We start from the raw sequence: 21,225 nt of genomic DNA, 5'->3' as shown, positions 1-21,225 counted from the left end.
CTTCTCCCTGTTCCCGCAATTTGCTACGTAGTTAGTGAATTCCGTAGGGGGCCGAAGAATCAGGCGTTGGATCCGTCCAGTTCAGGCAGGAACTAACGCTTCACGGCCAGCGTGGTGCCGCCCGCCGTCCGCCCCTTGCAAGCCTCCCGCCCAACCCGGATGTGGGTTCCCCACGGCAGCTCCTGGCGTAGCCTGAACGGAGAGACTGGGTTCCTCGCCGTTCGGAGGTCGAGGCAATGTCGGCCGCGTTCGACGGCAGTGGGGATCTGGAAGACGAGGCTCCCACCCAACCCTCCGGCGTAGCCCTTTGGCCGGATCGTGTAGAGTTGAACGAACGCGGACTGCCCAGATGGTCGTCCGGCTGAGGCAAACGATTCGAATGCCTCGCATATTCTCTGCAGCTGTCTACCTCGAGACCTCCGGCGGTCGCCGCTGCATAATGCAAGGTTCTGTAGCTGAAGGGGCGTCACAGCCCAAGGCCACGCCATGTCTCTTGCACAGCGGCTCTCAGAGCCCGCCCCGGCCCTCTCATCGAGGACGCCCCCGCACACTCAGCTCGCTCATCCACCCCACTCCTGTCCGCGCCGGCGCCGTCGGCACGGTTCACCGCGGTCGTTCAGCGGCCCACCCCACCAGAAGGAAAACGACATGGCCACTGGCACCGTCAAATGGTTCAACTCCGAGAAGGGCTTCGGGTTCATCGAGCCCAGCGACGGCACTCCCGACGTTTTCGCCCACTACAGCGCGATCGCGACGCAGGGCTACCGTTCCCTCGAAGATGGCCAGAAGGTCGAGTACGACGCCGAGCGCGGCCCCAAGGGCCCGCAAGCGGCGAACATTCGTCCTCTCTGATTCATAGAGCCGTGCGGGCAGGTCGCGTCCTGCCACCTGCCCGCACGGACACCGCCGCCCCCCGACCGCGCCCTGGGCGCCTATTCTGAAAACGGTGCTCTGATCACGACGCTGTCCAGCCCCGCACTCCCAATCACTCCCGGCCGTCAGGTCTACGCGGGCGAGGAGACGTTCCCTCCCCTGACCAAGGCGTACCTCCAGCTGTCCCAGACGATCCGCGAGAAGGGCCTGCTGCGCCGGACCCCATGGTTCTACGCGCTCGTCGGCGGTGTCCTCGTGGCGGGGCTCGCCGGCTGCGTCGCCGGATCGATCCTGCTTGGGCACAGTTGGTTCCAACTTCTGATCGCCGCAGCCCTCGGCATCCTGTTCACCCAGGTGGCCTTCATGGCGCATGAGGCCGGGCATCGGCAGATCCTCACAACGGGGCCCGCGAACGACCTCCTTGCGCGGTTTCTCGGCGCCGCCGCGGGAATGAGCTACTCGTGGTGGGACTCCAAGCACAGCCGCCACCACGCGAACCCGAACAGAGTCGGCCGCGACCCAGACATCGAAATCGACACGATCTCCTTCCTCGAAGAAGACGCAGCAAAGGCCAGAGGCATCCGTGCCGTGATCACCCGCCGCCAAGGATGGCTGTTCTTCCCACTGCTGACCCTCGAGGGCCTCAACCTGCACTACCTCAGCTTCCGCCATCTGTTCTCGCGTGGACCTGTCAAGGGCCGCTGGGCTGAGCTGAGCCTGCTCGCGCTGCGCTTCGCCGTCGTCCTTCTTCCGCTCTTCCTGCTGCTCCCGCCCGGAATGGGGTTTGCGTTCCTCGGGGTCCAGCTCGGAGTGTTCGGCCTCTACATGGGTGCCACCTTCGCCCCGAATCACAAGGGCATGCCCGTGATCGCCCGGGACGCGAAGCTCGACTTCTTCTCCAAGCAGGTGCGCACGTCCCGGAACATCTCGGGCGGCTGGTGGGCCACGTGGCTCATGGGTGGCCTGAACTACCAGATCGAGCATCACCTTTTCCCGAGCATGCCCCGACCCCATCTGGCGAGAACCCGCGGGATCGTGCGCGAGCAGTGCGCAAGGCTAGACGTCCCGTACACGGAAACGAGCATCTGGCGCTCCTATGGCATCGTCGTCGGCTACCTGAACAGGGTCGGACTCGCGGCGCGCGATCCCTTCGAGTGCCCCATCACCGCCCGATACCGGCGCGCATGATGGCCTGGCTCAGGTCACGGCGTCACCCTCCCCAGAGGAGCCCGGCCCAGAGCATCGATCGAGCAGTCCGCACGTCAGCGCGGTGCCGAACCGGATGCGCTGGAGGCCGGAGCTGCCTTTGGCCGGCGGGCACAGCGGACCATCTGGCGACTCGGCGCCGAGCGCCCGCTTGACCGCGCCAGGCGTACTCTGAGCTATGAGAAGCAACTATGTGCGGGGCGCTTCCATGAGCTGCTCCGCACTCCAGGCGGAAATCCAGGAGATGCTTGTCGAATCCGGGGCCTCGGGATTCCGTCTCGCTTCAGAACAGGGCAAGGCCGCGATTGCCTTCTCCGCCGGCGACCGCCAGTTTCGTCTGGTTCTGTCGCAGCCCGGATCGGCTGATTCTCGGCTGGAACCGGAATACGATCCGCTGCAGCCGCACAGCACCGGCCACGAATCCAAGACCATGCAAGAGGCGGCGCGCAAGAACTGGTGGCAGCTGGCCGTGCTGATTCGGGCAAAACTCGATGCCGTCGCCAAAGGGATCGTCACTTTCGACGAGGAATTTCTCGCCTATATGGTCATGCCCGGCGGCGCCACCGTCTTCCAGGCCACAGGCCCAGCGATCACCACGGCCTATGCCGCGGCTCGGAAGGCGAGCTCCCGCGACGCACCCCCCAAGGAGGCCAGGCGTGAATGAATTCGAAGCCTCGCTGATCTTGAGGGCCGGAGCGGAGCTTCTGGCCGTTGAATCCGCCGATCCGCGGTCCGAGGAAGGCTACAGCGCAGTGAAGGCAAACCTCTCGATCGCCCTCGACTCCATCGCGGATGCACTCCTGAACTTTGAGGCTGCATCGCCGACCGCCAACCGCTCGTCCGGATGGGTCCAAGACCTGCGCCAGGTCGCGGATGACTTGGGGAACCGATAGCGATTCCGAATTGGGGCTCCGGGCTCGGATCCCCCGGCCCCCGGGCGTAGCCTGAACGGAGAGACGGAGATCCTCACCGTTTGGAGGTCGAGGTCATGTCAGCCGCTTTCGACGCTTCCGTTCCCGCGCCGCGCACTTACCGTCAGGTCCTCACGGCGATGTCGGGGCTCATGCTCGGGATGCTCCTCGCAGCGATGGACCAGACGATCGTGGCCACGGCCCTGCCGACGATCGTCGGCGAGCTCAACGGGCTCCAAGAACTCTCGTGGGTCGTGACGGCGTACATCCTTGCGTCGTCGGTCGTGATGCCGCTGTACGGCAAGCTCGGCGACCTCTACGGACGCAAGCCGCTGTTCCTCATCGCGATTGTCATCTTCCTCATCGGCTCGGCGGCGTCGGGGATCTCCCAGAGCATGGGGCAGCTCATCGCGTTCCGGGCCTTGCAGGGCGTGGGCGGCGGCGGGCTCATGGTCGGCGCGCAGGCGACGATCGCGGACATCGTGACGCCCCGCGAACGCGGCCGATACCAGGGCTACATGGGTGCCGTGTTCGGCCTCGCGTCGGTCGCCGGGCCGCTCATCGGCGGCTACCTGACCGACTACGTCTCCTGGCGATGGATCTTCTACATCAACCTACCGATCGGCGCGGTGGCACTCGCCGTCGTCGGCAAGGTGCTCAAGGTGCCCCGCCGCGGAGGGGAGCGGCGGATCGACTTCCTCGGCGCCGTCCTGCTCGGCGCGGCCCTGACCTGCATCGTGCTCCTGACGACGTGGGGCGGCAGGACCGTCGCCTGGGACTCGCCGACCATCTACGTCCTCGGGGCGGCTGGGGTTCTGCTCCTCGTCGGCTTCGTCTTCGCCGAGCGGGCCGCCGCCGTGCCGATCATCCCGCTGCGGCTGTTCCGGCTGCCGGCGTTCGACGTCGCCGCTTCCGTGAGCTTCATCATCGGCTTTGCGATGTTCGGCGGGATAGCGTTCTTGCCGCTGTTCCTGCAGATCGTGTCCGGGGCGAGTGCGGCGAATTCGGGGCTGCTGCTCGTGCCGATGATGGCCGGGCTCATCGTGTCCGCGGGAGTCTCGGGGCAGATCATCAGCCGGACGGGGCATTACAAATGGTCGCCGATTGTGGGCGCGCTCGTGGTGGGGGCGGCGTTCTACCTGCTCTCGACGATGGGCGTGGACACGGACCGGCTCACGTCGGGGTTGTACATGGTGGTGCTCGGGCTCGGGATCGGGCTCACGATGCAGGTGATGGTAGTCATCGCCCAGAACGCGGCGGCGATCCCGGACGTCGGGACGGCGACGTCGACGGTGACCCTGGGCCGGCTGGTGGGCGGCTCCCTCGGGGTGTCGATCTTCGGCTCGATCTTCACGAGCCGGCTCACCGACCAGCTCGCCCAGCACCTCCCTGCGGGGGTTGCGTCCCGTCTGCCGAGCACGGATTCGATCACCCCGGCGCTGGTCTCGCGCCTGCCCGCGGCGCTACGGCAGGGGTTCGAGATCGCGTTCTCGAACGCGCTGACCGGGATGTTCGTCTACGCGATCCCGATCATCGCCGTCGCCTTCGTCCTTGTTCTGACCCTGCGCGAGGTCCCGTTGCGCGGGCCGGAGGGTCAGGAGCGGACGACGGCGGGGGCGGGCTCGAGTCATGAGCGTCACCGCGGGCGCCACGTGCGAACCGACGCTGGCCGTCTTGGAACGAGGCCTCGCGAGAGGACTTGACGCCAAGGGGCAGTGCAAATAGGGCCCAGTGCAGGTCGCCTTTGTCACGACTGCTCACGTCCGTGCTTGACAATCGTGCCGAATTCGACGATCAATTTGTCGCGAATGGAGCTGTATGCGCCGTCATTGACTTGCATTGTGACGCGAGGTCGGGCCATAGTGCTCGCGCAACCAAAGTCAGGAATATCAGGGGGAATGTCATGAATTGGGTTGACATATTGCAGGGCCTCGGAAGCGTTGCGACGGCGATCGGAAGCGTTGCGACCGCGATCGCGCTGTTCTACGTGGCTCTCTCCACGGCGCACGCCAAGAAGGCCGCGGAGGCGGCAGAGCAGCAGCTGAACGTCGAACGCGTTCGGGATGAGGAGAGGCGCCAGGAGCTGTCGCGGGCGCAGGCTCATCAGGTCTCGACCTGGCCAGCCCGACGTCTCGGGAGCGACGGACCGTGGGGCGTCGCAATCGCCAACGTTTCCAATGGCCCCATCTATGACGTCGCTGTGACGCGCTCGCATTCGGTGACGCAGGGCGGAATCGACATCGATGCGATCAATGTGACCCTCAAAGTGGTACCGCCTGGGCTCTATTTTGTGAAGCCCCACAAGGGGATTCCCGAGATGCCTAAGGCAGTTTCGCGCGCGGAACTCGAACCGATTTTCAAGAACCGTGACTTCTGTGCCGAATTGACATTCCGGGACAGCATGGCACGTGCGTGGCGCCGCCTTCCGGACAGAACGCTCGCGCATGTGTGAGAGCTGCCTTCGATACGACTTCTTGGGGGAACTATGACGCCGAACGAGACGAGGCACAGTCTCATGTGGGAGTCCGTGGACTACCAACGCATCTACGAAGGATTCAGGCTCGGTCTCGTAGACGAAGAGGTCGCCTCGCTCGTTGGCCGCAGCCCGTCTGCCATCGCCTCAAGGCTCCGGCTCCTCTACGCCACCGGCATGGGTGACGATTCACGTTCAGTCCGCAAGGGGGGTTTCGACGTCTTCCGGGAATTCATCGACGCCGAGTCGGAGACCGAATGGATGGAACGAGCCCGGCTCACTCACAAGGGCAGGGGGCTTCCCTGGTGGGACGAAACGGCGGACGCCCTTCTCCAAACAGCCTGGGAGGCTCGCGAGCCGGCGATGCCCGCGCTGGCAGAGCAGCTCGAGATGCGCGAGGATCAGATTGCCGCTCGCCTGATCCGACTGGGCATCGCAGACGCAACGGTCGCCGTCGTCGACCGCCTCGGTTGCACCCCGGGAGGGCTTGTCGATATCCGCGCGAGGCTCGCGCGGGACAAGACATCGGCCATGCTCTGGACCCTGGTGATCTCGGACCAGAAGAACGGGGTCATCCACACGTCGCTCCATCCCGACGAGGGCAGCGCCCGCCAACAGCTCGAGGAATGGAAAGCCGACGACGACGAAGAGCTCGACTACCGCCATTCCTGCCATTGGGCGATCGCGCCACGCGTGGTCGGCGAAGGTTCCGTCCGGCGCGGGCAGACGGGGAAGTTCTTCGCTCCGCTCCGGGCGGAAGACCGGGAGGTCTGGCGTAGTTGAGAGCGCCTGCCGGCTACTCCTCTGCCAAATGCAGGGCGGCGTTCTGGAGCAGACCTTCGATGTTGGCGTCTGGAACGTCGCGCCGGTACGAGTCTGCAACGGTCTTGAACCCGGCGGCCATCCCCAGAAGCAGGCGCGTGTAGTCAGGGGCGAGTGCTTCGATGACTCGTGCGACCACCTGGGGGAGAACCTCTCGGAGCACGGCAGCCTGTTCGGGATTTCCGCCCGCGAATGAGACAGATACGCTCTCATCGACCCGCACGAGTGCCTTCAAGGATTCCTTGAACATTTGAGTTGCCGCCGGATCATCCGGTTCCCAATTCAGGGTCGCCGTGAGGATCCCTATGCCGCGTCGAACCATTTCCGTGTCGTCGCTCATGGTTCCATCATCGCCTGCTTGCTGGCTCCGGTCGCCGGTGTGGGCGCAGGCGCTCCGGCCTCCCGTCGGCACGGGCGTTCTACGATAGCGACGTGTCCACCGTCAATCGCACCCCTGAGGAGTACGTGGCATGGAGATCGAAACCCCGCAGAAGATCACGACATTCCTGATGTTCGAAGGCAACGCCGAGGAAGCAATGACCTTCTACACTTCGCTCTTCGACGACGCCGAGATCATCACCGTGAGCCTCTACGGCCCGGATGGTCCGGGCAGGGAGGGGACCGTGCAGCACGCATCGTTCTCGCTCGCTGGCCAGCGATATATGTGCATCGACAGCCCCGTCGCGCACGACTTCACCTTCACCCCGTCGGTCTCGCTCTTCGTCCAGTGCCAGGACGAGGCCGAGATCGACCGCCTCTACGCGGCCCTCGCCGAGCAGGGAACGGAACTCATGCCGTTGGGAAGCTACGGCTTCGGCGCCAAGTTCGGGTGGGTCAACGACCGGTTCGGGGTGTCGTGGCAGCTAAGTCTGCAGGGGTGAGATAAGGCCAAGCGCTCGGCGAGGAGCTCGCGCACGTCGGCGAGGACGACGTCGTCATAGTCGGCGTTAGTCGACCACTCTCGACGGCGATATTCTACGGAGCGCATCGGCCAAATCTTCGGTGTCTATCAGCCGGGGTGGCGCGCTTTCCACACCCAGCCACATCACTATCCGATCGGCGTGGCGACACGCGACGCCGCTGATATGTCCGGCTCGGAGTGACCAGCCCTCCCGCGGGCTCCCGTCAATCCGGAGGGAGGCGGGTTCCCCGGCTGCATGCGCAAGCACCCGCGCGATAGAAAAGTCCTCGGCTCCCAGTGCACGTTGTGCAAAGGCTGACATCTCCGTCGCGAGAGATTCGAGTATTTGCACGGGGGTCAGCCCAGCGGCGGTTGGCGGCTTCAGCGTTACCAGACACTCCGAGGCCCCGCTGCCCCCGGCACTACCGCCTACCCGGACGAACCGGGTCACTACCGTCTTGCCGCGACGGGACGATGACGGTCCCTCCACCGATCCTTGACGAATCCCCAACGAAGACACGCGTGCCGCGAACAAGCCGAAGTCTTCGGCCGCAGCGAGCGAGCGTTGTCGCCGCGTCGCTGCTCGACCGTCAGGACCATGCGCTCCATACATCGTTCCGCCCATGGGTCGATTGTCTCCCGTGCAATCGGGGGACCGGGGAAGCGACGCGTCCGATCCCGGTCAGCAGTCGGGCGCTTCGCCGCTGGCCTGATGGTGGCGGGCATCGCCGTGCTCGGCGTGATGACGGCGTCGATCGCCTCGTGGCTCGTGGAGAGTGTGTCCGCGGAGACTGCGGCAAGGACGTCCAAACAGGTGGGCGCGGTCATCGAGGGCTTCGAGGAGCCGCTCGAGGATCAGATTCGTTCTCTCAGCGAGCAGGTGGCAAGGCTCACAGCTGTGCTTGAGGCTCGAGGAAGCGGGAGAAGCTAGCGACGGTGCGCAGGCCAGGAGCGGTGCCTAAAATCCGCCTAAGAATTGCCTAACATTGCTTCTTTATTCGTTACCTACTGTTTGACAACGTCTGGCCTGACTGTTTGGATGAGCTTCACGCGAGGGGGAGCACTCCTCGGGGTCGCTCCTAGGAGCGAACGATCGTAGGAATGGGGGAAACATGTCCAAGCGATTTGTAAGGCTGGCGACGTCGTTCGCGGCGGTTGCGTTCCTAGCCATCAGCGCGATTGCGCCGGCTGAGGCGAACGAGGGCCGAAACTCTGGTTTGAGTCCGACTGAGCAGGTTGAGAAGTCGTCGCCGTTCCAAGGTGCTGAGCGCCTCAGCACGTCGACGCGTGCGAAAGACAAGTCTCAGCAAGTCAAGTATGCGCAGGATGGCTCGATGACCATTAGTGGGCCTGAGAGCGGAACGATGACCGTTCTGCCTGTATCAACTGGCCAGAAGAAGGCGAAGAAATCCTCAATCAAGGACCTATCGTCTTCGGAGATCAAGCTATCTGAGGGCCTAATGGTGGTGTTTGCCGAGAAGCCAGACACCGCGCCAGCTGGATTCGCGGTCATAGAGTCAAGATCAGCAGCGCATTCGTTTCCTTCGACATCACGATCGACGGGAAGCCTGCTCAGCTGGCGGTCGGATCGAGCGGTGCTGTCCTCGTGTCTGATTCGAACGGAGATGCCCGCAATTACGTTGACGTGCCGTGGGCGCGGGATGCGACCGGACGCGACGTCTCGACCAACTTCACAGTGAAGGGTAACCGCCTGACGCAGACTGTCTCGACTTCGAGTGGCGGCTCCTATCCGATCGTGGCAGATCCACAGTTTGGCTGGCTCGGGTTCTTCCCTGTGGTGAAGCTGAACAGGTTTGAGACGATGACATCGACAACTTGGATCGGAGTTCTGAAGGTCTGTGCCAAGTTCACGTCCTGGATGCCCGTTACGTACGCGATGTGCGGTCTGTCCTCCGGCCAGATTGCGATCCAAGCGATCATCGCGAACGCGAACCGTGAATGCATTCAGCTGGCTCCTGCCCCTATTGGTGCCATGGCCTTCCGTTACACTGGCGGCTACTGCAGTTAGGACGGTGGGAGCCTGACGTGAAGATCCTCCACGTACTCCGAGAATATGCGGAGGCGAGAAACGCAACATGGCCGCGACGGATTTATGGGTATGCGACAGCGGTGATTCTAATATCTTTGCTAGTCGGCACGATTTGGGCAGTGGTGCAAATTTGGGTCTTCTGGTCAATTGTTATACTCGAGGCAATCATTGACACGATCCTTGTCAGGCGGTGGGTTATCCACGACGCAGCCGCCCGGGCCAAGCGGTCCGAGTCCTAGCCTCGGATGACGGGTGCCGAGAGTGGTTCGCGAGAGCGAATTGCTCCCGGCCCCTTCTTCGGCTCGCGGCTCCCCAAGCAGCTCGATCGGCACCCCACGTCGGGCGTCGTATCGTATCTGCCGAGTGCAATCAATGAGCCGAGCAGCTCGATTTTTGGCCTCGGAGGGGTCAGGGGCTGCAGCCTCCACAGCTAAGCTCGGTGGTGAGTCGATGCCTGCCAGACACGTTTAGGGCACACTGGTGGCGTGAGCCGAACCCGATGGGTGCTGCACGTCGATCTCGACCAGTTCATCGCAGCGGTCGAGGTGCTGAGGCGGCCGGAGCTTGCGGGCAAGCCGATCATCGTCGGCGGGAGGGGCGACCCAACGGAACGGGCCGTGGTGTCGACCGCGTCCTACGAAGCCAGGGCGTTCGGCGTTGGTTCCGGAATGCCCCTGCGAATTGCGGCCCGGAAAGTGCCCGACGCCGTGATCCTGCCCGTCGATCACGAGGCGTACCTCGTAGCGTCTGAAGAGGTGATGGCCACCCTTCGCGCGCAGCCCGGCGCCACGGTGCAGGTGCTGGGCTGGGATGAGGCCTTTGTTGGCGTTGAGACGGAGGATCCGGAGGCGTACGCCCGGCAGGTGCAGGCCGCTGTCCTGGAACGGACACAGCTGCATTGCAGCGTGGGCATTGGCGACACCCTGGTCCGGGCCAAGGTCGCCACCGGTTTCGGCAAGCCGGCCGGGGTCTTCCGGCTCACTGCTGAGAACTGGCTCGACGTCATGGGAGGTCGGCCCACCAAGGACCTGTGGGGCGTCGGAGCCAGAGTGTCGGCCCGGCTGACCAAGCTCGGCATCAACACTGTCGCCGAGCTCGCCGCGTCTGACCCCCAAGACCTGGTCCCGGAGTTCGGCCCCAAGATGGGCCCGTGGTACGCGGAGCTCGGGCGCGGGGACGGCGCCAGCGTTGTGGATGACACCCCGTGGGTTGCCCGCGGGCATAGCCGGGAGACCACCTTCCAGCGCGACCTGACCGAGCCTTCCCAGGTGGACGGCGCCGTGAGGGAGCTGACGGCGCATGTCCTCGAGGACGTGGTGGCGGACGGACGGCCGGTGATCGGGCTGACCCTCAAGGTTCGCTATGCGCCGTTCCTCACCAAGACCCACGCGCGGAAGATCCCCGAGACATTCGATCAGGACGATATCCTCGCGCGGGCCTTGGACCTCGCGGCCGCAATAGAACCTGGCCGTCCGATCCGACTCCTCGGCCTGCGAGCCGAAATGGCAATGCCCGACGATGCCCGCAAAGGACACACGCCGACGCGCGGCGGATGGTAAGGCGAGGTGCCGCGGGTCGAGCCCGCGGCACCCGACCAAAAGGTCAGTCGAGGCCCAGCAGCCGATCCGCGTTGGAAACAGTCAGGGTGTGGATTTCCTCAGATGTGAATTCGAGGTCCAGCAGCGTACTGATAAGGGTGCGCATCCCCTCAAGCGGAGTGGGCCCAGAGCGGATCCCGTAGTCAGTCCCGAGCACGAAGTGCTCGATGCCGATCTCGCGGATCTGCCGAGCCCACGGAACGACGCCGCCGGCGAGTTCGGGCGTGCTCGCGATGCCGGCGATCTCGTCGGCCAGCTCCCGCTCGACGTAGTAGTTGGTCCGGCGGAGGCCGCGGTGGAACATCCAGTCGGAGACGGCGCCCTCGAGCAGGACGCCCTTCTGGGCCAGCGATTTCTGCTGCTCGGTCGTCATGCGGGCGCGGCACGGGTGAGCCACAACGATCTTCTCGATACCGAAGTCGAGAGCGAGATCGGCGAGCCGGATGGCCTCCTCGACCGAGACATGGCCCGTATTGAGGTGGACGTGGGGGCGCTCGGCGATGAGCGTGAGGATCTCCGCGAGCTCTTCGGGAACCGAACCGTCGAGCGGGATCCGGATAGACCGAGGCAGCTCGTCCCTCGCGAACTTCGGGTACTGGTCCACAAAGCGCACTGGCTTGCCGTCGACGAAGCTGCCCTCGTTGCTCACCATGTAATGCGTGCAGTGCGCGCCGAAATGCACGAATTTCGCCCCGGAGCCGTAATTCAGTGCTGTCTTTACCGCGCGCGGATTCATGCCGCCCAGGACGCTCGTGAGGATGATTCCGCCGAAGATCTCGATGCCGGGAACTTGGCGGCTCGCGAGCTGCGCCGTGCCGCTGCTGATGCCAAGCGTGTGGTCGTAGAACACGAGCGCCCTCATCCCCGCGTCCCTCGCCTGCTCGGCGATCTGGAAGGGGTCGAGCCGGCCGGGGCAGGACTGCAGCCACGGTCCGCTGTGGATGTGGAGGTCGCTCGTGCCCCGGATCAGTTCGTCCGGGAGATCCATGGACCGGTGGGAGAAGGTCTCGCGCGGAAGCTCCAAGGCCTCGCTTGGAAGGGTTTCGCTCGCGATAGTCACTGCTGGTATCTCCTTATTTCGTTTCGGAAGGTATTCGTCTCGGAGGCGAGCCATGGCGGTGCTTTCCGCTACGACGCGCGCGGGAGGTCGCCGTCGTCCGCTCTCGTCAGCGCAAGGCGCACGGCGGCTGGTACTGGCTCGATGATGGGCACCGGGAAGCGCCAGCGCAATGAGGCAGCCGAGACGGCGAGGGGCCCGCCCCCGATGACGATCGCCTCGGTCGCGTCCTGGGAGACGGCGTCCTCGCACGCGCGAGCGAGGCTCGCCTCGAGAAGGTCAGGGTCTTTCATGACTTCCTCGGCCGGCCCCTCCGTGAGCCTGAGCCCCGCGTAGAGGTGCCCGAAGCCGCACTGGATCACCTTCTTGTTGATGGCGGAGGCAAGCTTCGGCGTCGTCGTGACGATCGAGAACCGGCGGCCATCGCGCGCCGCTTCGATGATCCCTGCTTCCGCGATCCCGGTCACAGGGACGGGGGAGAGGAGGCGCAGCGCCTCGAGGCCCGGGTCGCCGAACGCCGAGACGATGACTCCGCGATAGCCCGCGAGATCGACGGAACGGACGACGTCGACCACGGCTTCAGCGCTCGTCTCCAGCTTTGCTTCGTCGTCGATCAGCGCAGCGCCGTGCGCAGCGGTCAGGCCTACCACCTCTTGAAGGGGAGGGGCCGATGCGCGGGCCACGCTGAGCATTTCCAAGGTGGTCGATTCGCTCGTGTTCGGGTTGATCAGGAGGAGCGGGCGCACTCGATCAACCTCCTTTCGTACTTCGGTGTGTTCAAGACCTGGCCTATGCCTCAAGCGGAAGGCTCAGCTCGGCGCACACGGTGCGCAGGAGGTCCGCGCTCGCGAGGATCGAGTCCACCGTCTCGCGGTACCCGAACGGCTGGGCCGCATAGTCGTCAAGGCTGGGCACGTCGCCGCCGGCAATTCTGGCCTCATAGCTCCGGATCAAGTCGAGGTATTCCGCGAATTCCTCGACGGTAAGGTCGGGGTGGGCGGCGAGGAAATCCTTGTCGTAGACCTCGATGAGCCACTTCTCGGCGGGCCGCGGACGGTCGTCCTGCGATTCGTCGTTTTCGATGGTCAGATTGACGTCCGGGTTCGCTCTGGCAATGACGGCCAGGACTTCGGCGAAATCCACGACACCCGTTCCGCACGGGCGCAATTGGTAATAGAGGCCGCCCTCACCGTGCGCGAGATGGGCGTCTTTCATATGGGTCTGGCGCACATACGGCGCCACGCGTTCGGCCGTCCTCACGGGATGCTCGAGGCGGTGCAGGGGATTGGCGGTGTCGTAGACGATGCCGACGACGTCCGGGCCGACCGCCTCGACGAGGCGGACTAGTTCGAACGACGTGATCTCCTCGTGCGTCTCAAGGTTGATGTGGATGCCGAGGTCGCGGGCGATGGGGGCGAGGCGCTGGAGGAACCGCTCGGTGGCCACGAGCTGCTCGGGCCACGTGACGTCGGTGCGGAACCGGTCCCCCGCGAGCTTCCCCGGGAACATCGGCTTGTAATACGCCGTTGACGCCCACAGTTCGCGGCAATCGATGGCCGCACACGCCTCCATCATGCGCCGGAAGCCCAGGAGAGTGTCGCCGTCGCCCGCTGCCCGAAGCTCGGGCGCCTCGGGGATCGCGAAGGGATTGACCTTCCCAAGCCCCGTTTCGAGGTACATTCCGAGTTCGTCGGCTCGTCGCCGGATCGCGGCGAGCTCACCCACATCCAAATCGGGGCTCATTTCAAGGACCGTGCGGAAGAACATTCCACCCAGCCCGAGCTCGTGGGCGTGTTCGAGGCTGCCGATCGGGCCTCGCTTCGTTGCCTCGGGGATCTTCTTGCCGTCAACGCCGATGCGCATTCGGTTTCCTTTCTCTGATTCAGGCTTCGCCGTGGATCTCTTCGAGGGACCGGCCGAACGTCTCGGGGCCGAAGGGAACGGCCACGAGGACGAGGAGGCACATGACTCCGACGAGCCCGAGGAGGGCGGACGAGCCGAGCGAGCCCAGGAGCGCGCCCGCGACCGGGGGGAGGATGGCCCCGCCGATGAGGCCGAGGTTGGAGACGGCGCCGATGCCGAAGGCCCGGACCCGCGTCGGGTACAGTTCGGGGGCCCATGCGGAGATGGCCGTGTTGGTCCACCACGAGAAGAATTCGAAGAGGAAGCCGACGATCAGGATCGTGGCGACGTCGTTGCCGCCGAAGGCCAGAACAAGGGCCGCTGCCGCCGAAAGCACCGCGCCGGCAGCGACCGTCGGGCGGCGCTTGAATTTGGTGTTGAAGAAGGACGCGGCGCTCGCGCCGAGGAGTGCTCCGAGGTCGATCACCATCGTGAAGACGAGGCTCGTGACCACCTCGTAGCCACGGCTGATGAGGATGATCGGCCAGAACGTGAGCATCACGAACTGGGCGCCGAACAGCATCGATGTGCAGGTCGCGAGGACGGCCGAGTTCCGGCCGAGGCGCCCGCGGAGGATGTCCGTCCAGCGTGAGTTCTCGGCGCCGTCGAAGCTCGCGTCGTCGGGCAAGTACTCCGTCACGGTGACTCCACGCGGGTTCATGCGTCCCGACGCGAGCACGCTCAGGGTCTTGTTGGCCTCCGCGATGCGGCCGCGCATGACCAGGAAGCGCGGGGTCTCCGGGAAGTGGCGGCGGAGGTAGAGGACGAGCAGTGCGGGGAGAGCAAGGAAGATGTAAAGCCAACGCCACGCCGTGTCAGGCCCGCCGAGGACGAGGGGGAGTATGGGGCCGAGCACGCCGATGACGAGGAACCCGAAAAGGTTCGCTGCCGGGTTGCCGAGCCCGCCCGCCCCGACCTGAAGGAGCGAGACAGCCGTGCCGCGGAACTTCGTCGAGGTGAGCTCGGCGAGCAGGGCGAGCCCGACAACGAATTCGCCTCCCAGCCCGAGGCCGACGACGATGCGGCCGGCCACCATCATTGCGTAGTTGGCCGCGAAGGCGCAGATGAGGCCGCCCAGGCTGTAGACGGCGAGGTTGAAGGAGAACATCGTCTTGCGTCCCCAGCGGTCCGCCATCCAGCCGCCCGCGACGGCGCCGAGATACATTGCGCCGAACGTGGCCGAGGCGAGGAGGCCGACTTGGGCCGACGAAATGCCCCATTGCGCAGTGAGCGCGGGGCCGGCCATGCCGACGGTGTTCTGCTCAATGACATCGAAGAACGCGCCGAACGTCACGAGGAAGAGGACCACCTTGTGGCAGCGGGTCACGCCGATCCGGTCCATCGCCGCGGCGAGGAGCGCGGCCGTGCGGGAGCTGTTGGCGGTTGTCGGTGTGGTGCGAGGGTCGTCGCCCGATTTGGGCAAGGTTGTTTCTGACATCTCGAATCCTTCCGAAATGGTGGGGTCGCACCGGGGCGGCAGAGTGCGGCTGCCGCTTCGGCGCGGACCGGACGACGACGACGTCGCCCGGCGGCTCAGAGGGTTTACAGAGCGGGGCTGGCGTCGGTGATCGGAACTGCCTCGGTGGGGGCGGGTTCCTTCCGGATGAACAGCAGGACGAGCGCGACGGCCACGAATTCGACGGCGGCGATCACGTAGAGGCCGATCGAGTAGACGCCCGTGGCGTCCTTGACGGCGCCGAGGAATTGCGGCGCGAAATAGCCGGCGAGGTTCGCGATCGAATTGATGAGGGCGAGTCCCGCGGCGAGGGCCGTCCCGGACATGAAGCGCGGCGGGAGGCTCCAGAACACGGGAATCGATCCCATCGTTCCTGCGGCTGAGAGGGCGAGGGCGAGGATGACGCCGACGGAGCTTCCGGCCTGCTGGGCGACGGCCGCGAGGATGAGGCCGAGCGCCCCGAGGCCCGCGGCGCACGCCGTGTGCCACCGAGAATCACGACGGCGGCCGGAGAGCCAGCCGTTGAGCATCATGCCGCCCCAGCCGAAGAGGAAGATGCCCGACATGATCCAGCCGACCGCGGTGATGTCCTTGATGCCCGCGGCCGTCACAAGGCTCGGGCCGTAGAAGGAGAGCGTCGCGTTGCCCGTGATGATGCAGAAGAGGGTCAGGATGAGGACCCAGACCGTTGGGGTTCGGAGGGCCGCGCCGAACTTGTGCTGCCGTCCGCCTTGGGTGGCGGCCTCGGCGTCGAGCTCGTAGGCAACGTGCGCCTTTTCAGCGGGGCTCAGCCATTTCGCGACGGCCGGCGTGGCCGTCATGACGAAGACCGCGACGATGCCGAGGATGATCGAGGGGAAGCCTTCGATCAGGAAGAGCCATTGCCAGTCGTGCGCGCCCAGAAGGCCCTTGGTGCCTGTCATGATGTAGGCCGCGAGCGGGCTTCCCACGAGGAGGGCGATCGGCGACGCGGACATGAAGACGGCGATGGCCTGCGATCGGCGATGGGCCGGGAGCCAAAACGTGAGGTACAGGATGAGGCCCGGATGGAGGCCGGCTTCGAAGGCTCCCTGGAGGAAGCGCAGTGTGTAGAAGTGCCACGGCTGCGTGCAGAACGCCATGAGCACGGAGACGATGCCCCAGCCGAGGGCGATGCGCATGATCGTCTTGGGGGCTCCGATCTTCTGGAGGAGCAGGTTGCTGGGGACCTCGAACAGGAAATAGCCGAGGAAGAAGATCCCCGCGCCTGCGCCGTAGATGGCCTCGTTCCAGCCCAAGTCGTTGAGCATCGTGAGCTTGGCGAAGCCGACATTGACTCGGTCGATCCACGCGATGACGTACACGATCGTGGCGAACGGGAGGATGCGCAGGGCGATTCGTCGGAAAGTTCTGTTCCGCTCCTCGATGGTCGAGGTGACTGCGGAGGCGGGCTGGGACATCGCTTCTCCTGGGGTGTCATTCACGCCGGGTGGTGTGGTCGGAGTGGCGGCTGGCTTCGTCGCCGTGCCGTCCCTCCGGCAGATGAATGGTTTCTTTCATCTGTGAAGTGCATGGAAGAATTGTTTCAACAGTCTCGCAGGGCTGTTCGGATCGCGCAACCCCCTTCGGCCGAGATCACGGATGCCGCCGTCGGGCTGGGCTATCGTTTTCGGCACAGGGGCCAGCAGGGAGATGAAGGCAATGGAGAATGCAGCGGTCGAGGCCGACCGGGGGCCGATCTACGACCGGATCGACGCCATCTATCCGACCTTGCCGCCGCGTGCGCAGCGCGTGGCCGATACCGTCCTGGACCACTTGGGGGACATCGCGACGTACAGCGTGGCCGAGCTCGCCCAGCTGAGCGGGACGTCCGCGGCGACGGTCAGCCGGCTCTTCTCGTCGCTCGGATTCCAGGACTTCGCCGAGGTCAAGAATCACGTGCGCGCGCTGCGCGGCGGCGGCGTCCCGCTTGGGGCGGCGCCCTCTCCCGTCGACGAGAGCGAGCGCTTCCGCGTCGAGCTCGACAACATCCGGCGGGTCAGCGAGCAGCTTCACGGCGAATTGCTTGAGCGGATGAGCGAGGCTCTCTGTACTGCTGGCACGGTCCTGATGGTCGGCATGCGGAGCAGCTATCCGGTGGCCATGCGCCTGCGGGAGTCGCTCGCCCAGGTGCGCCCGCGCGTCGTCCTCGCTCCCCAGCCGGGCCAGTCGCTCGGCGAGGAATTCGCACACGTGGGTGAGGGCGACGTCGTCATGGTCGTCGGCTTCCGCCGCCGCGTTTCGGCGTTCGGCGACATCATGCGGCTCCTGCCCACGACCGGCGCGACGATTATCCTCATCGCCGACTCGACTGCGCGCCGTTACGCGCAGTATGCGGACATGTGGGTGGATTGCCCGATCGACGGCGTGGGTGCCTTCGACAGCTACGCCGCTGCGATGAGCGCCGCGACCCAGATCACCGACGCCGCGCTCGAGTACCTCGGCTCGAAGGGAAAGCGCAGCGTCATGCGGATCGCGCAGTCGTTCGAGGCGTTGGGGGAGATCGACGACGGGGATTTGCGGTAGGTGGGCAGCGCCTACTTGACGCTGGAACTCATCATGCCGTTGACGTAGTAGCGCTGCAGCATGATTGACAAGAGCACCACGGGCACCGTGAGGACCGTTGCAGCTGCGAACATCTCGCCGTAAAGCGGGGTGTTCGCAGCGGTGGCAAAGTTCGCCATGCCGACTTGGGCGACTTGCTTGGCCGGGTCCTGCATCGCGACCAACGGCCAGAAGAACGAGCTCCATGACCAGATGAATTGGAGCAGGGCAAGTGTCGCCAACGCCGGCTTGACGTTGGGCAGGCCGATGAGCAGGAACGTCCGCGCCTCCGATGCCCCGTCGATCTGGGCAGCGTCGAAGATCGAGCTCGGCACCTCCTTGAAAGCCTGCCGCATCAGCAGGATGCCGAAGGGATTGCACACGAAGGGCAGGAACAGCCCCCAGTAGGTCGAGACCAGACCAAGGCTCTTGACCACGTCGTACAGCGGCACGATGAGGGCCTCGGCTGGTAGGAACGCCGGCACCATGCACAACGCGAACAACATCCTCTTGAACCGGAAGTCCCGGACTGCGAAGGCGTAGCCGGCGAGGCTGCAGACGGCCATCGATCCCAGGATTTGGCCGCCGGACACGATCGCGGTGTTCAGCAGATTCCGTTCGAAATGGAAATTCTCGAAGATGCTGAGGAAATTCGCGAGCGTCGGTTCGCTCGGCAGGAACGACTTCCAGCTCAGCGGAAAGGCCTCGGACAGGAACGCCGTGGTCGACTTGAACGAGGTCGAGGTCAACCACAGGATCGGGAAGGCGAATACCATCCCGGCAATCACCATCGCGACGGTCCAAGCGGCGAACCGTGTGGAGCGCCGTGCCACCGGGCGACCGGGGGAATCGACCGTTGCTCTACTCATCCTTTGCTCCCAACACTTTGAACTGGATCGCGATGATCACCCCGAGGAACGCCAGCATGAAGATCGCTGCAGCGGAGGCCGTTCCGGCTGAGTTGTACTGGAAGGCCTGCTCGTAGGAGTAGTAGACCAAGTTGCTCGTGGCGCCGTTCGGCCCGCCCTGGGTCATCAGCACGATCGGGACGAAGATGCGGGTCGCGGCAAGGGTCGACATGAACAGCACCACCACGCTGCTGCCCCGCAACAGCGGAACCGTGATCTTGGTGAATTGCCGGAAATTGCCCGCGCCGTCGATCGCGGCCGCTTCGTAGTAGTCCCGCGGGATAGCCTGCAGCCCGGTCAGGAAGATCAGCGTCGGAATGCCGATGTTCTTCCAGCTGGACATGACGACCACGGAGATCAGTGACTGCCCCGAACTGCTCAGGAAGGACTGGGGCGGAAGCCCGAAGACGCCGAGAATGCCGTTCAATAAACCCTGATCCGGGCTGTACATCTGCGCCCATACGATCGCCGCGACCGTCTCCGAGGCCGCCAAGGTCGCGATCACCGCGATCCTCACGAACCTCGTTCCCGGCAGTTTCCGATCGATCAGGACGGCCAGCCCTAGGCTCAGCGGGATCTCGATCAACAGGGAGATCACGACATACAGCAGGGTGTTCCACAACGACGTCTGGAAGTCCGCGCCGGTGAACATCCGGATGTAGTTGTCCAGCCCGGCGAACTCGATTGGAGCGTGGGTGAACGGATCGAACCGTTGCATGCTGTGTACCACCGCGACCAGCACCGGGTAGTACTGGAAGACCATGATGCCGACGACGGCGGGAGCAATCATGAGCCACGGTGCCGGCCCGCGGCGGACAGCACTTCGCTGCTCCTTCTTGGCTGTCGGCCCGCGGCGGATAGGGCGCCGCCGTTTCGTCGCGGGTGCAGCCCCGGAGCGAGCTTCTCCGGTGGTTGTGACTGCAGACGTCATGACTTGAACTTCTTCAACTGATCGTCGATCGCCTTTGCGGTCTCGTTCAGGGTCTTCTCAGGGTCGGCACCCAACGCGATATTCTTCACCGCTGGGTTCATTGCCGAGTAGTACTCGCTCCAGCCGACGGTGCGCGGGGCGCCGTCACAGTTGTCCGCGATCTTCATCGAGAGCTGCCCGTCCGGCGTGTGGTACTCCTCCATGTTGTCGGCCAGCGACCGGCGGGTGATGAACGCGCCTCGAGTACGGAAGTACGTGGGCTGGTTCGCGTCCGAGCACAGGAACCCTAGCAGCGCAGCGGCCTCGTTCGGGTGTTTGGTCTTGGCCCAGACGAACGGGGCGTCGCCGCTGTTGCAGCCGAACAGCATGTTCCCGGTGGGATCCAGGGTCATGCCGACGTCGAACGGCGCCTTGCCGCCCGGCTGATCTCGCTGCAGGATCTGCCGGGTGGAGTTCATGCTCATGGCGGCCTGCTGGCCTTGGAACTGTGCCGGGATGGCGGACTTCGGGGTCAGGCCCTCGGTGAAAAGGCGCTGGTAGTTGCGCATACCGGCGATCGCTTCGGGCGTGTTGATGTACCCGGTGACGGACAGCCCGTCGTCGCTGACACCCTGCCAGGTGTTGTGCAGCGACGAGCCCCTGGCTGCGTTTCGGCTGCCCATGCTCCGGATCCAGATGCTCTCGCATTGGGTGTAGTTCGACCCCGGACCGCCGTTGCCGAGGATCGAGGACTCTAGCGCCCAAGTCGCGGTGTCACCTTTTTTGCGCAGGTTGTGGGTCAGCTCGATCATCGTCTCGATCATCTGGTCGGCCGTCCAGCCGTGGTCGATGTCCGTGATCTGCGGGGGCGTCGCCACGCCCGCCTTCTTGAAGATGTCGCGGTTGTACAGGATCACCGGGACGTAGCCCTCCCAGGGCATCAGGAACATCTTCCCGTCGAGCGAGGCGGCGTCTCGGATGGGCTTGAAGAGATCCGATAGGTACTTGTCGCTGAAATAGCCGGTGAGGTCCAGGGCTGTCCCGGACCGCGCCATGTAGGTCGTGAAGTCGAGACGCGACATCATGATGTCTGGTGCGTCGCCGGACTGGGTGTAGATCTGGATCTTCTGCGGCAGGTTGCCGTACGGAATGAGTTCTTCTGCGATCTTGATGTTGGGGTAGGCCTTGTTAAACTGTGCGTACAGCTCGACGAAGCGGGCATTCATCGCGTCGCTGTAGCTCTGCCGCAAGAACTTCAGGGTGATTTGCTCGGTGGTGAGCTCTGGGCCCTGATAGCCGCCCAGATCGATCTTGTACCCACCCGGGCCGGGACCCTTGGTGATCGCCGTGGAGGTGCCCCTGCTGTTGTCACTGGTGCAGGCGGCCGCACCGCCCAGTGCGGCCAGGGACGCGAACGCCGCGGCGCCGCGGACGAAGGTGCGGCGTGCCAGTTCAGAATTGCGCAGTTCCATGTGTATCCCCTCGATCGGAGGTTTTCGGGTGACAAGGTGGTGCACGGTCTCGACCGCCCGGATCCTGTGGACCATGGGGAGTTCCGGTGCGCGACCGATTTCCGCTCGCCTCTTGGGTAAGGCG

General features: G+C 64.8%; 21 protein-coding genes. 12 read left to right on the top strand and 9 right to left on the bottom strand.

Annotation, left to right across the window (positions count from 1 at the left end; all coding sequences use genetic code 11):
* Positions 1-648 precede the first annotated feature (648 nt).
* The 7 genes from RBS12_RS18505 to RBS12_RS18475 all read left to right on the top strand — a co-directional run bounded on the left by RBS12_RS18505 (position 649) and on the right by RBS12_RS18475 (position 6,246).
* Complete coding sequence (locus RBS12_RS18505) at positions 649-852, top strand: cold-shock protein (RefSeq protein WP_307967627.1); 204 nt, start codon at positions 649-651, stop codon at positions 850-852.
* 102 nt (positions 853-954) lie between these two features.
* Positions 955-2,061: a fatty acid desaturase gene (locus RBS12_RS18500; protein ID WP_373886554.1), complete on the top strand. Its 1,107-nt coding sequence runs from the start codon at positions 955-957 to the stop codon at positions 2,059-2,061.
* Between the two features lie 196 nt (positions 2,062-2,257).
* Positions 2,258-2,743 carry a hypothetical protein gene (locus RBS12_RS18495; RefSeq protein WP_307967626.1) on the top strand — a complete coding sequence of 162 codons (486 nt, stop codon included), beginning with the start codon at positions 2,258-2,260 and terminating at the stop codon, positions 2,741-2,743.
* Positions 2,736-2,972, top strand: coding sequence for a hypothetical protein (locus RBS12_RS18490; protein ID WP_307967625.1), 237 nt, complete (start codon positions 2,736-2,738; stop codon positions 2,970-2,972). The genes RBS12_RS18495 and RBS12_RS18490 overlap by 8 nt, the downstream gene beginning before the upstream one ends.
* 95 nt (positions 2,973-3,067) lie before the next feature.
* Positions 3,068-4,693: an MDR family MFS transporter gene (locus tag RBS12_RS18485; RefSeq protein ID WP_307967624.1), complete on the top strand. Its 1,626-nt coding sequence runs from the start codon at positions 3,068-3,070 to the stop codon at positions 4,691-4,693.
* 200 nt (positions 4,694-4,893) lie between these two features.
* Positions 4,894-5,442, top strand: a complete 549-nt coding sequence (locus RBS12_RS18480) for a hypothetical protein (protein ID WP_307967623.1) — start codon at positions 4,894-4,896, stop codon at positions 5,440-5,442.
* Between the two features lie 33 nt (positions 5,443-5,475).
* On the top strand, positions 5,476-6,246 hold the full coding sequence (locus RBS12_RS18475) for a hypothetical protein (RefSeq protein ID WP_307967622.1): 771 nt from the start codon (positions 5,476-5,478) through the stop codon (positions 6,244-6,246).
* 13 nt (positions 6,247-6,259) lie between these two features.
* Here the strand turns inward: RBS12_RS18475 and RBS12_RS18470 are convergent, their stop codons facing one another.
* A complete protein-coding gene (locus tag RBS12_RS18470) occupies positions 6,260-6,625 on the bottom strand; it encodes a hypothetical protein (protein ID WP_307967621.1) in 366 nt (121 codons plus the stop codon).
* Between the two features lie 130 nt (positions 6,626-6,755).
* On the opposite strand from RBS12_RS18470, the gene RBS12_RS18465 reads away from it, so the two are divergent.
* From RBS12_RS18465 to RBS12_RS18450, 4 genes are all read left to right on the top strand, one after another.
* Positions 6,756-7,166, top strand: a complete 411-nt coding sequence (locus tag RBS12_RS18465; protein ID WP_307967620.1) for a VOC family protein — start codon at positions 6,756-6,758, stop codon at positions 7,164-7,166.
* 732 nt (positions 7,167-7,898) lie between these two features.
* Positions 7,899-8,117, top strand: coding sequence for a hypothetical protein (locus RBS12_RS18460; RefSeq protein ID WP_307967619.1), 219 nt, complete (start codon positions 7,899-7,901; stop codon positions 8,115-8,117).
* A gap of 675 nt (positions 8,118-8,792) precedes the next feature.
* On the top strand, positions 8,793-9,215 hold the full coding sequence (locus tag RBS12_RS18455) for a hypothetical protein (RefSeq protein ID WP_307967618.1): 423 nt from the start codon (positions 8,793-8,795) through the stop codon (positions 9,213-9,215).
* Positions 9,216-9,739: 524 nt separating this feature from the next.
* Entirely contained in the window at positions 9,740-10,795 is a 1,056-nt protein-coding gene (locus RBS12_RS18450; protein WP_307967617.1) for a DNA polymerase IV, read from the top strand.
* Between the two features lie 43 nt (positions 10,796-10,838).
* Here RBS12_RS18450 and RBS12_RS18445 read toward each other — a convergent pair whose 3' ends face one another.
* The 5 genes from RBS12_RS18445 to RBS12_RS18425 form a co-directional block, all read right to left on the bottom strand.
* The gene (locus tag RBS12_RS18445; RefSeq protein ID WP_307967616.1) at positions 10,839-11,894 is read right to left on the bottom strand and encodes a DUF6282 family protein; all 1,056 of its coding nucleotides are present in this window, start codon (positions 11,892-11,894) and stop codon (positions 10,839-10,841) included.
* Positions 11,895-11,962: 68 nt separating this feature from the next.
* Positions 11,963-12,637 carry an aspartate/glutamate racemase family protein gene (locus RBS12_RS18440; protein WP_307967615.1) on the bottom strand — a complete coding sequence of 225 codons (675 nt, stop codon included), beginning with the start codon at positions 12,635-12,637 and terminating at the stop codon, positions 11,963-11,965.
* Positions 12,638-12,680: 43 nt separating this feature from the next.
* Positions 12,681-13,754, bottom strand: a complete 1,074-nt coding sequence (locus RBS12_RS18435; RefSeq protein WP_307967614.1) for a sugar phosphate isomerase/epimerase family protein — start codon at positions 13,752-13,754, stop codon at positions 12,681-12,683.
* Between the two features lie 19 nt (positions 13,755-13,773).
* On the bottom strand, positions 13,774-15,231 hold the full coding sequence (locus RBS12_RS18430; RefSeq protein ID WP_307967613.1) for an MFS transporter: 1,458 nt from the start codon (positions 15,229-15,231) through the stop codon (positions 13,774-13,776).
* Between the two features lie 104 nt (positions 15,232-15,335).
* Positions 15,336-16,688 (bottom strand): MFS transporter, encoded by a 1,353-nt coding sequence (locus RBS12_RS18425; protein WP_307967612.1) that lies wholly within the window; start codon positions 16,686-16,688, stop codon positions 15,336-15,338.
* A 241-nt stretch (positions 16,689-16,929) separates the two neighbouring features.
* On the opposite strand from RBS12_RS18425, the gene RBS12_RS18420 reads away from it, so the two are divergent.
* Positions 16,930-17,793: a MurR/RpiR family transcriptional regulator gene (locus RBS12_RS18420; RefSeq protein WP_307967611.1), complete on the top strand. Its 864-nt coding sequence runs from the start codon at positions 16,930-16,932 to the stop codon at positions 17,791-17,793.
* 11 nt (positions 17,794-17,804) lie between these two features.
* On the opposite strand, the gene RBS12_RS18415 is transcribed toward RBS12_RS18420, so the two are convergent.
* From RBS12_RS18415 to RBS12_RS18405, 3 genes are read right to left on the bottom strand one after another with little or no spacing between them, the layout of a single operon-like run.
* The gene (locus RBS12_RS18415; protein WP_307967610.1) at positions 17,805-18,680 is read right to left on the bottom strand and encodes a carbohydrate ABC transporter permease; all 876 of its coding nucleotides are present in this window, start codon (positions 18,678-18,680) and stop codon (positions 17,805-17,807) included.
* Positions 18,673-19,650: a sugar ABC transporter permease gene (locus RBS12_RS18410; RefSeq protein WP_307967609.1), complete on the bottom strand. Its 978-nt coding sequence runs from the start codon at positions 19,648-19,650 to the stop codon at positions 18,673-18,675. Before RBS12_RS18410 ends, RBS12_RS18415 begins: the two co-directional genes overlap by 8 nt.
* Positions 19,647-21,101, bottom strand: a complete 1,455-nt coding sequence (locus RBS12_RS18405) for an extracellular solute-binding protein (protein WP_307967608.1) — start codon at positions 21,099-21,101, stop codon at positions 19,647-19,649. The genes RBS12_RS18410 and RBS12_RS18405 overlap by 4 nt, the downstream gene beginning before the upstream one ends.
* Positions 21,102-21,225: the final 124 nt, after the last annotated feature.

This window comes from Sinomonas sp. ASV322 (assembly GCF_030908245.1).
GTDB lineage: Bacteria > Actinomycetota > Actinomycetes > Actinomycetales > Micrococcaceae > Sinomonas.
Note: the sequence above shows the minus strand (reverse complement) of the source record. Positions and strands in the feature narration are given on the sequence as shown.

Coding starts and splice junctions, on each gene's coding strand:
- RBS12_RS18470 (WP_307967621.1), bottom strand. CDS start 6,625: ATGAGCGACGACACGGAAATGGTTCGACGCGGCATAGGGATCCTCACG.
- RBS12_RS18475 (WP_307967622.1), top strand. CDS start 5,476: ATGACGCCGAACGAGACGAGGCACAGTCTCATGTGGGAGTCCGTGGAC.
- RBS12_RS18420 (WP_307967611.1), top strand. CDS start 16,930: ATGGAGAATGCAGCGGTCGAGGCCGACCGGGGGCCGATCTACGACCGG.
- RBS12_RS18410 (WP_307967609.1), bottom strand. CDS start 19,650: ATGACGTCTGCAGTCACAACCACCGGAGAAGCTCGCTCCGGGGCTGCA.
- RBS12_RS18465 (WP_307967620.1), top strand. CDS start 6,756: ATGGAGATCGAAACCCCGCAGAAGATCACGACATTCCTGATGTTCGAA.
- RBS12_RS18505 (WP_307967627.1), top strand. CDS start 649: ATGGCCACTGGCACCGTCAAATGGTTCAACTCCGAGAAGGGCTTCGGG.
- RBS12_RS18425 (WP_307967612.1), bottom strand. CDS start 16,688: ATGTCCCAGCCCGCCTCCGCAGTCACCTCGACCATCGAGGAGCGGAAC.
- RBS12_RS18485 (WP_307967624.1), top strand. CDS start 3,068: ATGTCAGCCGCTTTCGACGCTTCCGTTCCCGCGCCGCGCACTTACCGT.
- RBS12_RS18405 (WP_307967608.1), bottom strand. CDS start 21,101: ATGGAACTGCGCAATTCTGAACTGGCACGCCGCACCTTCGTCCGCGGC.
- RBS12_RS18480 (WP_307967623.1), top strand. CDS start 4,894: ATGAATTGGGTTGACATATTGCAGGGCCTCGGAAGCGTTGCGACGGCG.
- RBS12_RS18415 (WP_307967610.1), bottom strand. CDS start 18,680: ATGAGTAGAGCAACGGTCGATTCCCCCGGTCGCCCGGTGGCACGGCGC.
- RBS12_RS18430 (WP_307967613.1), bottom strand. CDS start 15,231: ATGTCAGAAACAACCTTGCCCAAATCGGGCGACGACCCTCGCACCACA.
- RBS12_RS18435 (WP_307967614.1), bottom strand. CDS start 13,754: ATGCGCATCGGCGTTGACGGCAAGAAGATCCCCGAGGCAACGAAGCGA.
- RBS12_RS18460 (WP_307967619.1), top strand. CDS start 7,899: ATGGTGGCGGGCATCGCCGTGCTCGGCGTGATGACGGCGTCGATCGCC.
- RBS12_RS18495 (WP_307967626.1), top strand. CDS start 2,258: ATGAGAAGCAACTATGTGCGGGGCGCTTCCATGAGCTGCTCCGCACTC.